This is a genomic window from Streptomyces sp. NPDC025833 (assembly GCF_055558055.1).
This window is the reverse complement of the sequence record NZ_JBVHNF010000017.1, coordinates 61,295-73,742: the sequence shown is the minus strand read 5'-3', so window position 1 is coordinate 73,742 and position 12,448 is coordinate 61,295. Positions and strand designations below refer to the sequence as shown.

The 12,448-nt window shown below is 73.0% G+C and carries 13 protein-coding genes and 1 tRNA gene; 2 read left to right on the top strand and 12 right to left on the bottom strand.

Annotated features, from left to right (window positions below; all coding sequences use genetic code 11):
- The first annotated feature begins 1 nt into the window (after nucleotide 1).
- Nucleotides 2-895 (top strand): helix-turn-helix transcriptional regulator, encoded by an 894-nt coding sequence (locus ACZ4K2_RS28270; protein WP_467477154.1) that lies wholly within the window; start codon nucleotides 2-4, stop codon nucleotides 893-895.
- A 77-nt stretch (nucleotides 896-972) separates the two neighbouring features.
- Here the strand turns inward: ACZ4K2_RS28270 and ACZ4K2_RS28265 are convergent.
- From ACZ4K2_RS28265 to ACZ4K2_RS28235, 7 genes are all read right to left on the bottom strand, one after another.
- Nucleotides 973-1,045 (bottom strand) — tRNA-Ala (locus ACZ4K2_RS28265).
- A 93-nt stretch (nucleotides 1,046-1,138) separates the two neighbouring features.
- Nucleotides 1,139-1,807: a histidine phosphatase family protein gene (locus ACZ4K2_RS28260; RefSeq protein WP_467477151.1), complete on the bottom strand. Its 669-nt coding sequence runs from the start codon at nucleotides 1,805-1,807 to the stop codon at nucleotides 1,139-1,141.
- Nucleotides 1,807-2,250, bottom strand: coding sequence for a ribosome silencing factor (gene rsfS / locus ACZ4K2_RS28255; RefSeq protein ID WP_467477148.1), 444 nt, complete (start codon nucleotides 2,248-2,250; stop codon nucleotides 1,807-1,809). The genes ACZ4K2_RS28260 and rsfS overlap by 1 nt, the downstream gene beginning before the upstream one ends.
- A gap of 126 nt (nucleotides 2,251-2,376) precedes the next feature.
- Nucleotides 2,377-4,239 carry an LCP family protein gene (locus tag ACZ4K2_RS28250; RefSeq protein ID WP_467477146.1) on the bottom strand — a complete coding sequence of 621 codons (1,863 nt, stop codon included), beginning with the start codon at nucleotides 4,237-4,239 and terminating at the stop codon, nucleotides 2,377-2,379.
- A 16-nt stretch (nucleotides 4,240-4,255) separates the two neighbouring features.
- On the bottom strand, nucleotides 4,256-4,942 hold the full coding sequence (gene nadD / locus ACZ4K2_RS28245) for a nicotinate-nucleotide adenylyltransferase (protein WP_467477142.1): 687 nt from the start codon (nucleotides 4,940-4,942) through the stop codon (nucleotides 4,256-4,258).
- Nucleotides 4,943-4,998: 56 nt separating this feature from the next.
- Nucleotides 4,999-5,163 carry a hypothetical protein gene (locus ACZ4K2_RS28240; RefSeq protein WP_467477139.1) on the bottom strand — a complete coding sequence of 55 codons (165 nt, stop codon included), beginning with the start codon at nucleotides 5,161-5,163 and terminating at the stop codon, nucleotides 4,999-5,001.
- 166 nt (nucleotides 5,164-5,329) lie between these two features.
- Nucleotides 5,330-5,491: a hypothetical protein gene (locus tag ACZ4K2_RS28235; RefSeq protein ID WP_467477136.1), complete on the bottom strand. Its 162-nt coding sequence runs from the start codon at nucleotides 5,489-5,491 to the stop codon at nucleotides 5,330-5,332.
- Nucleotides 5,492-5,595: 104 nt separating this feature from the next.
- Here ACZ4K2_RS28235 and ACZ4K2_RS28230 point away from each other — a divergent pair, with 104 nt between their 5' ends.
- Nucleotides 5,596-6,714 (top strand): M48 family metallopeptidase, encoded by a 1,119-nt coding sequence (locus tag ACZ4K2_RS28230; RefSeq protein ID WP_467477132.1) that lies wholly within the window; start codon nucleotides 5,596-5,598, stop codon nucleotides 6,712-6,714.
- A gap of 47 nt (nucleotides 6,715-6,761) precedes the next feature.
- Here the strand turns inward: ACZ4K2_RS28230 and ACZ4K2_RS28225 are convergent, their stop codons facing one another.
- The 5 genes from ACZ4K2_RS28225 to proB form a co-directional block, all read right to left on the bottom strand.
- On the bottom strand, nucleotides 6,762-7,832 hold the full coding sequence (locus tag ACZ4K2_RS28225) for an SCO2583 family membrane protein (RefSeq protein ID WP_467477127.1): 1,071 nt from the start codon (nucleotides 7,830-7,832) through the stop codon (nucleotides 6,762-6,764).
- Nucleotides 7,833-7,920: 88 nt separating this feature from the next.
- Entirely contained in the window at nucleotides 7,921-8,484 is a 564-nt protein-coding gene (locus ACZ4K2_RS28220; RefSeq protein WP_467477124.1) for an SCO2584 family spore wall biosynthesis protein, read from the bottom strand.
- A 132-nt stretch (nucleotides 8,485-8,616) separates the two neighbouring features.
- Nucleotides 8,617-9,903, bottom strand: a complete 1,287-nt coding sequence (locus tag ACZ4K2_RS28215; RefSeq protein ID WP_467477121.1) for a glutamate-5-semialdehyde dehydrogenase — start codon at nucleotides 9,901-9,903, stop codon at nucleotides 8,617-8,619.
- Between the two features lie 151 nt (nucleotides 9,904-10,054).
- Nucleotides 10,055-10,480, bottom strand: a complete 426-nt coding sequence (locus tag ACZ4K2_RS28210) for a hypothetical protein (protein WP_467477118.1) — start codon at nucleotides 10,478-10,480, stop codon at nucleotides 10,055-10,057.
- Nucleotides 10,481-10,668: 188 nt separating this feature from the next.
- The gene (gene proB, locus ACZ4K2_RS28205; protein WP_467477427.1) at nucleotides 10,669-11,775 is read right to left on the bottom strand and encodes a glutamate 5-kinase; all 1,107 of its coding nucleotides are present in this window, start codon (nucleotides 11,773-11,775) and stop codon (nucleotides 10,669-10,671) included.
- Between the last annotated feature and the right edge of the window lie 673 nt (nucleotides 11,776-12,448).

Sequence of the window (12,448 nt, the reverse complement as noted above, 5' to 3'; positions counted from 1 at the left end):
GATGGGGACGAGGACACGGCGGCGCAGGCCGGAGCTGGCCGCCTTCCTGCGCGGCAGGCGGGCCCGGGTCACCCCGGCCGACGTGGGGATGCCGCCGGGCCTGCGGCGGCGCACGCCGGGGTTGCGCCGGGAGGAGGTGGCCCAGCTCTCGGGGGTGGGTGTGACCTGGTACACCTGGCTGGAGCAGGGCCGGCCGATCAACGCCTCGCCGCAGGTGCTCGACGCGGTAGCGCGCACGCTGCGGCTGGACCCGCCGGAGCGGGAGCACCTGTACCGGCTGGCCGAGGTGCCGTTCGAGGCGGACCCCGAGGGCCTGATCCGGAAGGTCAGCCCGCAGCTGCGGGGCATCGTCGACGCCCTCGACCCGCTGCTGGCCGTGGTCTACAACTCGCGCTACGACGTCCTGGCCACCAACGCGGCCTACCGGCACCTGTTCCGGGTGCCGAAGACGTCCGGGAGCGGCCTGCCGAACGTGCTGTGGACGCTGTTCACGCTGCCGGACGACGTCTGTCCGCTGGTGCGCCGGGAGGAGGAGTTGCCGCTGATGGTGGCGACGCTGCGGTCGTCCTACGGCAGACACGTGGGCGAGCCCGTCTGGGAGGAGTACATACGCGGCCTGTCGGCGGCGAGCCCCTGGTTCGCGGAGCTGTGGGCGAGCGGGGAGGTGGTGCGCCCGGGGCCGCGGGTGAAGACCTTCCGGCACGCGGCGGTCGGTGAAATGCGCATGACCTCGCAGTCGCTGTCCGTCGACGGGATGCCCGATTGCCGGATCGTGGTCTACAGCCCGGACGACGAGGAGGCGCGGACGAAGATCGCGCTGCTCCGGGAGTGCCGGGACCGAGGGTGGCCGCCGGTGCACGAGAGGGAGGAGCTCCCGGAGATCGTCCGCCGTTGAACGCGAAAGATCCCGCCCCCCGAAAGGGACGGGACCTTCATCACCGATCTTTGACAACTCAACAGAGTGTCGATCTGTGGAGCTAAGGAGAATTGAACTCCTGACCTCCTGCATGCCATGCAGGCGCTCTACCAACTGAGCTATAGCCCCTCGCGTTCCTCCCGCTCGGCGGGGCGAACAAGAAGAACTTTAGCCTGTGACCTGCCGGAAAGTGAAATCCGGCGTCGGCGGGCCCCGGGGCGGTCAGTCGTCGTCGCCGAGGACGGGTTCCGGGAGGGTGCCCGCGTTGTGCTCCAGCAGACGCCAGCCGCGGGCGCCTTCACCGAGCACGGACCAGCAGCAGTTGGAGAGGCCGCCGAGGCTCTCCCAGTGCCGGGCCTCCAGGCCGAGGAGCCGGCCGATCGTGGTGCGGATGGTGCCGCCGTGGCTGACGACGACGAGGGTGCCGTCCTCGGGCAGCTTCTCGGCGTGCCGCAGGACCACGGGGGCCGCCCGGTCGGCGACCTCGGTCTCCAGCTCGCCGCCGCCGCGGCGGACCGCCTCACCACGCTTCCACGCGGCGTACTCCTCGCCGTGGCGGGCGATGATCTCGTCGTGCGTCAGCCCCTGCCAGACGCCCGCGTAGGTCTCGCGCAGGCCCTCCTCGCGGGTGACGTCGAGGCCGGTGAGGGCGGCCAGCTCGGCGGCCGTGTGCGCGGCCCGCTGAAGGTCCGAGGAGACGATCGCGTCCGGCCGCAGGGACGCGAGCAGCCGGGCGGCGCGGCGGGCCTGGCCGACGCCGGTCTCGGTCAGCTCGACGTCCGTGCTGCCCTGGAACCGGCGCTCCACGTTCCACGAGGTCTGACCGTGCCGCCACAGGATGATGCGGCGGCCCCGGGCCGTGCGGTCGGTCACCTCGCCGGTGGCGCTCATCACCACTCCCCGTCCGGCTCCTGGTCGGCCTCGGCGGCCTTCAGCTTGGCGTGCTCCTCGGCCTTGCCGCGGGTGGCGGCGGCGTCGGCGGGCAGCTCCAGCTCGGGGCAGTCCTTCCACAGCCGCTCCAGCGCGTAGAAGACCCGCTCCTCACTGTGCTGGACGTGGACGACGATGTCGACGTAGTCGAGCAGGATCCAGCGGGACTCGCGGTCGCCCTCACGGCGCACCGGCTTGGCGCCGCGCTCCTTCAGCAGGCGCTCCTCGATCTCGTCGACGATGGCCCTGACCTGGCGGTCGTTCGGCGCGGACGCGAGCAGGAAGGCGTCAGTGATCGACAGGACGTCGCTCACGTCGTAGGCGATCACATCGTGGGCGAGCTTGTCGGCCGCCGCCTGCGCGGCGGTGTGGATGAGCTCAAGGGAACGGTCGGTGGCGGTCACTACATGGCTTTCCGTCGGCGGTCTGTTGACGTCAAGGGTCTCACGGACCGCCGGGCACGCCCCACGCGATGACCGCCGCACGCGGGGTGCCGGGGCCGTGCCCTCCCGGGAGGGCACGGCCCGGGCTCAGGACGAGGACGGGCGGTAGTCGCCGCCCAGGACCACCGAGACGTCTGCGCCGGAGGAGACGTCTCCCTTGGTCACGGAGCCGGCGGGCAGGCCCAGCGTCTTGGCGACCTCGGCGGCGTCCGTCTTGTGGTCCGCGTCCGCGTAGACGACCTTCGACGCGGTCTCGGTGCCGGAGGCGCTGCCGCCCTCCAGGAAGGTGAAGCCGCCGTTGAGGAGCACGACGCGGGCCTTCTCCGTGTCTCCCTTCGTGCCGGTGGCGTTCTGGACGGAGACCCGGATCGCGGAGCCCGCGACGGGGCTCTTCGCGGTGCCGCCGAGGATGCCCTTCACCACGCTGTCGCTGGTCTGCGCGCTCAGCGTGCCGTCGGGCTGCACGGGCAGCAGGGCGGTCTTGTAGTCACCGCTCTTGGCGAGGTCGGCGAGGCCCGCGAGGAAGGCGCCGAGGTCCTTGTCGGTGAGCGGCGGGTCCAGGATCTGCGCGAGGGTCTGCACGGTGACGGTGGCGGACGACGGGTCGGAGGACAGCTTGCGCAGCACGCCCTGCATGACCTGGCCGAACCGGTTCAGCTGGGCGTTCTCGGACTCGCCGGCGGCCCGGTGGGTGGCGTAGGCGACGGCCATCCTGCCACTGAGGGTCTGGCCCCGGCCCTTGTGGACGAGCGGCTCGGTGCCCTTCTTCTTGGCGTCCGGGTCGGGCACGTCGGCGTCGGTGTCGATCTCGATGTTGCCGACGAGGTCGACGAGGTTCTGCAGGTAGGGGGTGTCGAGCCGCCAGGTGCCCTGGATGCTGGTGCCGAGGACCGTGTCGAGCTGGTCGCGGGTGCCGGAGGTGCCGTCGTCGTCCACGGACTTGGCGAGGGTCGTCGCGGAGCCGTCGTCGCCGCTCAGCGCCAGGGAGTTGGGCAGCAGGACCGTGGTGCCCTGCTTGGTGGTGGTGTTGTCGACCAGCAGCGCCGTGGAGGTGCCGCCCTTGGCGGTGTTGTGCAGGTGGACCACGAGCACGTCGCGTTTCTGGGCGGCCGCCTGTGCGGAGCTGTCGCTCCCGCCGCCGGAGGAGGACAGGCCGGGCAGCTTCCCCGCGAACCAGAGGTAGCCGACACCGCCGGCCGCGACGACGGCGAGGACGACCACCAGGGCGATGAGCCGGCCGCGGGCGCGGCGGCGGGCCTCCTCGCGGCGCTCGGTGCGGTTCTCGGTGAACTTCAGCCAGTCGATGACGTCCTCGGAGTCACCGTCCGGCTCCTCGACGAAGGCGAACTGCTCGGTGCGGTAGTCCGGTTCGGCCGGCCCGGTGCCGGACGCGGGGTCGGCTGGGTCCGCGGGCGCGGTGCCGTATCCGGCATCGGCGGGCGCGGTGCCGTATCCGGCGTCGGCAGGCGCGGTGCCGTATCCGGAGTCGGCGGGCGCGGTGTGGTGGTCCGGTTCGGCCGGCGCCGAGCCGGTCGCGCCGCCGGCCCGGGTGTGCTCCGCGGGGCCGGCCTGCTGCGGGATGTGGGCGGTCTGCTCGGCGGCCCGGGGCTGCCGGCCGCTGCTCGCGGCCTGCCCGTAGGGGTCGTAGCCCGTGGCGTCGTGGGCGCCGGTGGTGTACGGGTCGTACGCGGCCCCGGTGCCGTAGGGGTCGTAGGCGGGTGGCTGCTCGACGGAGCCGTAGGGCGGGACCGGCGGCTCCTGGCCGGTGGTGTACGGGTCGTAGCCGTAGCCCTGCTGCTGGGCGTACGGGTCGTACGCCGTCTGCGGCGCCTGCTGCGTCTGGGGAATCTGTTGTGCCGGAACCTGCTGGTACACGGGCCGGCCGTACTCGTCGTAGCCGACGAGTTCGTACGGGCCGTCTCCGTAGCCCGCGTCGTATCGCTCGTTCACCGGTGCCCCTCTCGGCTCACTCGCCGCGGTACAGCTCGCGCTTGTCGATGTAGCGCACGACTCCGTCCGGCACCATGTACCAGATGGGGTCTCCCTTGGCGACCCTCGCCCGGCAGTCCGTGGAGGAGATGGCGAGCGCCGGCACCTCCACGAGGGAGACGCCGCCCTCGGGCAGGCCCGGGTCGGCCAGGTGGTGGCCGGGGCGGGTGACGCCGATGAAGTGGGCGAGGGAGAACAGTTCCTCCGAGTCGCGCCAGGTCAGGATCTGGCCGAGCGCGTCGGCGCCGGTGATGAAGAACAGGTCGGTGTCGGGGTTGAGCGCGCGCAGGTCGCGCAGGGTGTCCACGGTGTAGGTGGCGCCCCCGCGGTCGATGTCGATGCGGCTGACGGAGAACTGCGGGTTCTCGGCGGTCGCGATGACCGTCATCAGGTAGCGGTCCTCGGCCGGGGAGACCCTGCGGTCGGACTTCTGCCACGGCTGGCCGGTGGGAACGAACACCACCTCGTCCAGCTGGAACTGCGCGGCGACCTCACTGGCCGCCACGAGGTGCCCGTGGTGGATCGGATCGAACGTTCCGCCCATGACGCCGAGACGCCGCTTGCCCGTGTGGGCAGGGCCGTTGCCCGGTCCGTACTGAGGGTGCTCCCCCGCGTCGTCGGCCTTCTCGCGCGCCGGACCGGTAGGCATGTCCTGCTCTCCCATGCGTGCAGACCCTACCGGCCCGGTCTCGGACGTCCGGCCGGGGACGGGGTCCCCGCTCAGCGGTCGCGGTTGAAGCGGGTGGTGATCCACAGGAGCAGGAGCAGGATGATCAGGGCGGCACCGCCGGTGACGGCCGGGTTCAGGCTGTCGTGGTTTCCGCCGTGCGTCTCGCCCTCGGCGGCGAGGGTGACCAACTGGGCTGCGGCGCTGTGGAAGCTCATCTTCGGCAGGACCTATCGCGTGTGGGCGGAATAAAGATGTCGGCTCATCGTAAGCGGGCGACTCCGCGGCGATCACGCCGACTCCGCCGTTGGGGACGGCGGGCACCGGCGGGACACCTGTGACGGAGATCATTCACCGCCCGGGGCGGGGAACTTCCGCCGCTCGTCAGTCGTCCTTGCGCTTGTAGCCGCGCAGCAGGAACCACGCGGTCAGTACACAGCCGAGGACCATCACGATCAGGACGATGCGGAGCAGGTTCCCCGATCCGGGCTGCTGGACGGTGGTGGCGGCCTCGGTCAGCCAGGCGGCTGCGGGGTGGTGCTCCATGGCGTGGACTCCTTCGCGTGTACTGCCTGTCCACGGTATCTCCGCCTAGGCTGGGCCTCGCCTCGGGGGGCGCAGTGGGCACTCATACGCACATGGGGGAAGACATGTCCGACGACGGTCACCGGCAGACAGGGCGCGAGCACGTACCGAGCAGGCAGCGCAGGCGCTTCCCGGGCATCTCCTCTCGGGCGTACGAGCACCCGGCGGACCGCTCGGCCCTGGTCGCGCTGCGCAAGCTGAGCGGGTTCGACACCGTCTTCAAGGCGCTCAGCGGGCTGCTGCCGGAGCGGAGTCTGCGGCTGCTGTTCCTGTCCGACTCGGTGCGGGTCTCCGAGCGGCAGTTCGCGCACCTGCACGACATGCTGCGGGACGCCTGCTACATCCTGGACCTGGAGAAGGTCCCGCCGATGTACGTGACGCAGGACCCGCAGCCGAACGCGATGTGCATCGGTCTCGACGAGCCGATCATCGTGGTCAGCACCGGGCTGGTGGAGCTGCTCGACGAGGAGGAGATGCGGGCGGTCGTGGGGCACGAGGTGGGGCACGCCCTGTCCGGCCACTCGGTGTACCGCACGGTCCTGCTGTTCCTGACGAGCATCGCGCTGAAGGTCGCCTGGATACCCCTGGGCAACATCGCGGTCATGGCGATCATCACCGCGCTGCGGGAGTGGTTCCGCAAGTCGGAGCTGTCCGCCGACCGGGCCGGCCTGCTGGTGGGCCAGGACGTCCAGGCCTCGATGCGGGGCCTGATGAAGATAGCGGGCGGCAACCACCTGCACGAGATGAACGTGGACGCGTTCCTGGAGCAGGCCGAGGAGTACGACTCGGGCGGCGATCTGCGCGACTCCGTGCTGAAGATCCTCAACGTGCTGCCCCGCTCGCACCCGTTCACCACGGTGCGGGCCGCCGAGCTGAAGAAGTGGTCCGAGTCCCGGGACTTCCAGCGGATCATGGACGGCCACTACCCGCGGCGCAGCGAGGACGGGGACACGTCGGTCGGCGACTCCTTCCGCGAGTCCGCGGCCAGCTACGCGGGTGACGTGAAGGACTCCAAGGACCCGCTGATGAAGCTGGTCTCGGACCTCGCGGGGGGTGCCGGCGACCTGGGCGGCCGGGTCCGGCGGGGCTTCGACGGCTTCCGCAGCCCGCCGCCGGCCAAGGGAGACGCCCCGGGCGGGAACGACGAGGGCGGCAACGGCGGCAACGGCGGCAACGAGGTGTAGGACACCGCGCCCCGCACGCCCCCGGCCCCGAACGTGCCCCGCACTGTTCAGAGGGCCGGCTGGGCCTTGGCGGACAGGGTTCCGCACAGGGCCGTGGCGCTGCCCGGGTCGTAGGGATCGGTGCCCGCGGGGCCGCCGGACCCGGCGGTCTGCCCGGTCAGGAGCGGGCGGAAGTAGGCCGAGGCGTCCCCGGCGCAGGCGAGGGGACCCGCCTGGACGTGGGAGGTGACCAGCTGCGCCTGGTGGGTGCGCAGGTCGTCGCGGTCGAGGTGGAAGGTCAGCGCGCGGCGGACCGTGAACAGGGAGGCGAGGGCGCCCGCGGGGGCGCGGGCGGGACGCAGGGCGTAGACGAAGACGTGGTCGGAGGAGACCTCCAGCGTCGCCGCGTCGGCCTCGGCGGCCCGCAGGCTGCCGGAGACACGGATCCCCGCGTCCGCCAGCCGGGCCCGGGCGGGGTCGAAGCGGACCACCCAGCCCGTGGGCGTGTGCCGGCCGTCCGCCGCCGGATGGTCGAAGCTCCGGTCGAACTGGGCGAGCTGCTCGGAGGTGACCATGGCCCGGGCGGCCCGCACCTCGCGGCCGTCGAGCACCTCCGGGTAGAGCGAGGAGCGGACGAGGTAGTCCTTGACCGTGATGAGGGCGGCCACCACCTGGCTCTCGGAGAAGTGGTCCGTGCCGCGCGCGGCCGGCAGCGGGATGCCCTCGGCGCCGGTCTCGAAGTGCGCGGCGGGGCTGTGCGCGAACAGGCTCTCCGCGTCGGCGGCGCCGGGCACCTTGCCCGGCGGGGCGAGCGGGACGACCGTCGTCCGCAGGGCCTCCACGGTGCGGCGGGCCTGCGGTGAGCCGTAGGGGTGGCGGATGCCCAGGTAGATCGCGGTGCCGAAGGCGACGACGATCAGCATCAGGAGGATCAGGAGCTGCCGGGTGAGTCTGCGGTGCAGGGGCGGGCGGCGGCGCACGGCGGGGGCGTGGTCGACCATCCGCTCCTCGGCGGAGAACTCCTGGAGGCGGGCAGCGCGCACGAACGACTCGTCGAAGACGACGGATCGGTATTCGTCCTCCGCACCTCCGGGGCCGCCCTCGGGTGTCCCCTCCGGTGGGTCTCCAGGCCCGCCCATACTTTCAGAGTAGGTCTCGCGGGCTCCGGGTAAACGCCTCGGCGAGCCACAAGTTCTGACAGGTTCTCACCAAGCCGGAGCACTGCGGTCAGGGGAGGCGCGGGATGGCCGGAACGGCCGGTTCGGAGTGCTCGCCGGAGGCGGCGGGAGCGGTCGCGCCGCCCTGTTCCGGACCGGTCGAGGCAGGAGCGGGGACCCGGTCGCGGCTGCCCGAGGAGCCGCCCCGGTAGACGGCGGCGAAGGCCAGGGCGACCATGCCGATGCCCATCACGACGGCGAGGATCCAGGCCACCGGCCGGTGCCAGCGGACCTGCCGGCCGTAGGGGCCGAAGGGGCCGTCGCCGAGGACGTAGGTGTCGTCCGCGTCGTCGTCCCCGTCCCGGTCGAACCCGGTGCCGTCGGAGCCGTGGCCCTCGTCGTAGCGCTCGCCGCGGGCGTGGGCGCGGCGGGCCTCCGCCTCGGACGCCTCCGCCCTGGCCTGCGCGGCGGCCAGCAGGCGCTCGACGGCGGTCGGCTCGTGGAACGTGGCCGCCCGGACGAAGGCCTCGTCGAAGACCACGGAGGCGAACTCTTCGTCCGACACCCCGCGGTCGTGGTCGTCGTCGGGATCCCAGCCGTCCGGGAACGGCGTGCCCCCCACGTCCTCCGGCACGGGTCCAGCGTAGACCTGGGGGGTCGTTTTGGGCAGACGGTGCGGAGTTTCGCCTGCCGGATGGGGCGCCTTCCGGCCGCGCGCCCGCACGGTACGCGGAGGGCCGGGCGCGCTGGGCCGAACGGGTGAATGTCAGCGGCGTACGTGCCCGTCGCCGGTGACGATGTACTTGGTACTGGTCAGCTCCGGCAGGCCCATGGGGCCGCGGGCGTGCAGCTTCTGGGTGGAGATGCCGATCTCGGCGCCGAAGCCGAACTGGCCGCCGTCGGTGAAGCGGGTGGAGGCGTTCACGGCGACGGTGGTGGAGTCGACCAGCTGGGTGAAGCGGCGGGCCGCCTGCTGGGAGGTGGTGACGATGGCCTCGGTGTGCCCGGAGGTCCACAGCCGGATGTGCTCGACCGCCTTGTCGAGGGAGTCGACGACGGCGGCGGCGATGTCGTGCGAGAGGTACTCGGTCTCCCAGTCCTCGGCGGTCGCCTCGACCACGGTGGCCTGGGAGTCCTTGGCGTAGGCCATGACGCGGTCGTCGGCGTGGACGGTGACGCCGGCCGCGGCGAGGGCGTCCAGGGCACGGGGCAGGAACTCGGCGGCGATGTCCTGGTGGACCAGGAGGGTCTCGGCGGCGTTGCAGACGCTGACCCGGTGGGCCTTGGAGTTGATCAGGATCTCGACCGCCATGTCGATGTCGGCCTGGGCGTCGACGTAGACGTGGCAGTTCCCGGTGCCGGTCTCGATCACGGGGACGACGGACTCGTTGACCACGGTCTGGATGAGGGAGGCGCCGCCGCGCGGGATCAGGACGTCGACCAGGCCGCGGGCGCGCATCAGCTCGCGGACGGAGTCGCGGCTCTCGCCGGGCACGAGCTGGACGGCGTCGGCGGGCAGCCCGGCGCCGCCGACGGCGTCCCGGATCACCCGGACGAGGGCGGTGTTGGAGTCGTAGGCGGAGGCGGAGCCGCGCAGCAGGACGGCGTTGCCGGACTTCAGGCAGAGGGCGGCGGCGTCGACGGTGACGTTCGGGCGGGCCTCGTAGATGATGCCGACCACGCCGAGCGGGACGCGGACCTGGCGCAGGTCGATGCCGTTGGGGAGGGTGGAGCCGCGGACGACCTCGCCGACCGGGTCGGGCAGCTTGGCGACGTCGCGGACGTCGGAGGCGATGGCGCGGATCCGCTCGGGGGTGAGGGTGAGCCGGTCGACGATGGCCTCGCTGGTGCCGTTCTCCCGGGCCTTGGCCACGTCCTTGGCGTTGGCCTCGACGATCTCGGCGGTCCGGACTTCCAGGGCGTCGGCGATGGCGAGCAGCGCGTCGTCCTTCACGGCGCGCGGGAGCGGCGCGAGGTCCGCGGCGGCGGCCCTGGCCCGGTAGGCGGCCTGGGTGACCGGGGACATCGAGTCGTACGGCGAGAACGTGGTCATGGGGGAAGCGTAGTGCGCGGGGCGGCGCGGTTCAGCGGTCGTCCCACACCCCGAGACGCCGCAAAAGGGGTGAACCCCCGTGGTCGGCGCTGCGGTCGGCGCGTCCCCGGCCCCGGCGCCCGGCCCGCGCCCCTCCCCCGGCCGGGCCGGATCAGAAGGGGTGCACGCCGACCGGGGTCGCCGGCCGGGGGCCGTAGCCCTCGGCGATGCGCTGGTGGTAGGTCTCGCGGTCGATGACCTCCAGGCCGACGATCTCCCAGGGCGGCAGGCCGGCGCTCTGCCGGTGCTCGCCCCACAGGCGCAGCGCCACGGCGGCGGCGTCGTGCAGGTCGCGAGCCTCTTCCCAGTACCGGATCTCCGCGTGGTCGGTCGCGTATCTGCTGGTCAACAGGAAGGGGTGGTCGTGGGCGAGCTGTTCGAGGGCCCGCCGCAGCTCGGGCAGCGCGACGTTCCGTCCGGAGACGCTCAGGGTGACGTGCCACAGCCTGGGCAGGTCCCTCGGCTCCTCGTAGGTGTCCCCGGCCGCGACGCTCGTCAGTGCACCGCGGGACGCCGCCCCAGGACGCGCTCGCCTCACGACGGCCTCCTTCACGCTTGGCCGGCGAGGCCCGCAAGGCTCGCCCGGCCCCTTGACGGAACTTGTCCGCTCAACATGTCTCCCGAGACAAAGTTGAGCAGGCCGCGGGGCTCCGCGTGGGGGTTTTACGGAACGTCCCCCGCCGGGGGCGTTCCGTACGCCCTGATTTACGAGCGGTTCTGAGACAGTTACCCGTGCAGAAGCACCAGGTCGTCCCTGTGTACGACCTCGCGCTCGTACGCGGGGCCCAGTTCCCGTGCCAGTTCACGGGTCGAGCGGCCGATCAGCCGCGGGATCTCCTTGGCGTCGAAGTTGACGAGTCCGCGGGCCACCGCGCGGCCCTGGGCGTCGCGCAGTTCGATGGGGTCGCCGGCGGCGAACTCCCCCTCGACGGAGGCGATTCCGGCCGGGAGCAGGGACTTGCGCCCGCGCACGATCGCGTCGACGGCGCCGTCGTCCAGGGTCAGGGCGCCCTGCGGGGTGGAGGCGTGCTGGAGCCACAGCAGCCGGTCGGCGGAGCGCTTGCCGGTGGGGCGGAAGTAGGTGCCGGTGTCGCCGCCGGCGAGGGCCTCGGCCGCGTGGACGGCGCTGGTCAGCACCACCGGGATGCCGGCGGCGGCGGCGATGCGGGCGGCCTCCACCTTGGTGACCATGCCGCCGGTGCCGACGCCGGCCTTGCCCGTGCTGCCGATGTCGACGCCGGCGAGGTCCTGCGGGCCCGTGACCTCCGCTATGCGCGAGGTGCCGGGGCGGCTGGGGTCGCCGTCGTAGACGCCGTCGACGTCGGAGAGGAGGACCAGCAGGTCCGCGTGGACGAGGTGGGCGACGAGGGCGGCGAGGCGGTCGTTGTCGCCGAAGCGGATCTCGTCGGTGGCGACGGTGTCGTTCTCGTTGACGATCGGGAAGGCGCCCATCGCGAGCAGTTTGTCGAGCGTGCGGGAGGCGTTGCGGTGGTGGGCGCGGCGGCTCATGTCGTCGCTGGTGAGCAGGACCTGGCCGACGCGGACGCCGTAGCGGGCGAAGGAGGCGGTGTAGCGGGCCACGAGCAGGCCCTGGCCGACGCTGGCCGCGGCCTGCTGGCGGGCGAGGTCCTTGGGGCGGCGGCGCAGGCCCAGCGGGGAGAGCCCGGCGGCGATGGCGCCGGAGGAGACGAGGACGACCTCCTTCTCCCCTCCGCTGCGGATCTTGGCGAGGACGTCGACCAGCGCGTCGACCCGGTCGGCGTCCAGGCCGCCCGCGGCGGTGGTCAGGGAGGAGGAACCGACCTTGACGACGATTCTGCGGGCCTCGCCCACGGCTTGCCTTGCCTCTGTCACCTTGCCCGTCGCCCCTCGACTCGGTCCGCTGCGCCGCTCGGAAATCTACGGGAAGCGGACCTCCCGCCGCACCCCGGTTCCAGCCCCCGGACATCGCCCCCCGTGCGCCGACGGGGGTGCGGGGAGCCGTCCGGGGCCCGGCAAGCGGCTCCCGCGCCCCGCTGCGCTGTCCGGAAGTCGCGCGCCGGTCGGCTCGGTCCTCCGCGCGGGACCGGGGCTCTCCGCGCCCTGCCGGGACCGCGGAGGTGGAGGGTGAGCCGGATACGGAGAGGCGGGCGTCCACGGACGGGGCCCGCACGGCCCGGCAAGCGGCACCGGAGGGGTCCGGCCGCACAGGCCCGGCACAGGTCCGCCGCAGCGTGGCCTCCGGCTCGGGTACGCGGCCCGAGTGCCCTCGGCCGGGCGGCACGAGGCAGGCGAACACCGCGACCAGGAAGGTGCGATGACGGTGCATCAGGCGCGCCCTGCCCCGCACAGGTACCCCGGGAGCCGGAGCGGGCGCCTGCCCGGGGCCCGAGGAGCGAAGGGAACGGAGAAGCGGGGGGGGGGGGGGGGGGGGGGCGCCCGGGGGCCCCCCCCCCCCGGGCCCGGCCGGGCCCCCCCCCCCCGCCCGGCGGGGGGGGGGGGGGCGGGCCCCCCCCCCCCGGCGGGG

What these genes read in the sequence shown, in the direction of transcription:
- ACZ4K2_RS28270 (WP_467477154.1), top strand. Translation starts at nt 2, where the DNA reads ATGGGGACGAGGACACGGCGGCGCAGGCCGGAGCTGGCCGCCTTCCTG.
- ACZ4K2_RS28260 (WP_467477151.1), bottom strand. Translation starts at nt 1,807, where the DNA reads ATGAGCGCCACCGGCGAGGTGACCGACCGCACGGCCCGGGGCCGCCGC.
- nadD (WP_467477142.1), bottom strand. Translation starts at nt 4,942, where the DNA reads ATGGGAGAGCAGGACATGCCTACCGGTCCGGCGCGCGAGAAGGCCGAC.
- ACZ4K2_RS28240 (WP_467477139.1), bottom strand. Translation starts at nt 5,163, where the DNA reads ATGAGCTTCCACAGCGCCGCAGCCCAGTTGGTCACCCTCGCCGCCGAG.
- ACZ4K2_RS28235 (WP_467477136.1), bottom strand. Translation starts at nt 5,491, where the DNA reads ATGGAGCACCACCCCGCAGCCGCCTGGCTGACCGAGGCCGCCACCACC.
- ACZ4K2_RS28230 (WP_467477132.1), top strand. Translation starts at nt 5,596, where the DNA reads ATGTCCGACGACGGTCACCGGCAGACAGGGCGCGAGCACGTACCGAGC.
- ACZ4K2_RS28225 (WP_467477127.1), bottom strand. Translation starts at nt 7,832, where the DNA reads ATGGGCGGGCCTGGAGACCCACCGGAGGGGACACCCGAGGGCGGCCCC.
- ACZ4K2_RS28215 (WP_467477121.1), bottom strand. Translation starts at nt 9,903, where the DNA reads ATGACCACGTTCTCGCCGTACGACTCGATGTCCCCGGTCACCCAGGCC.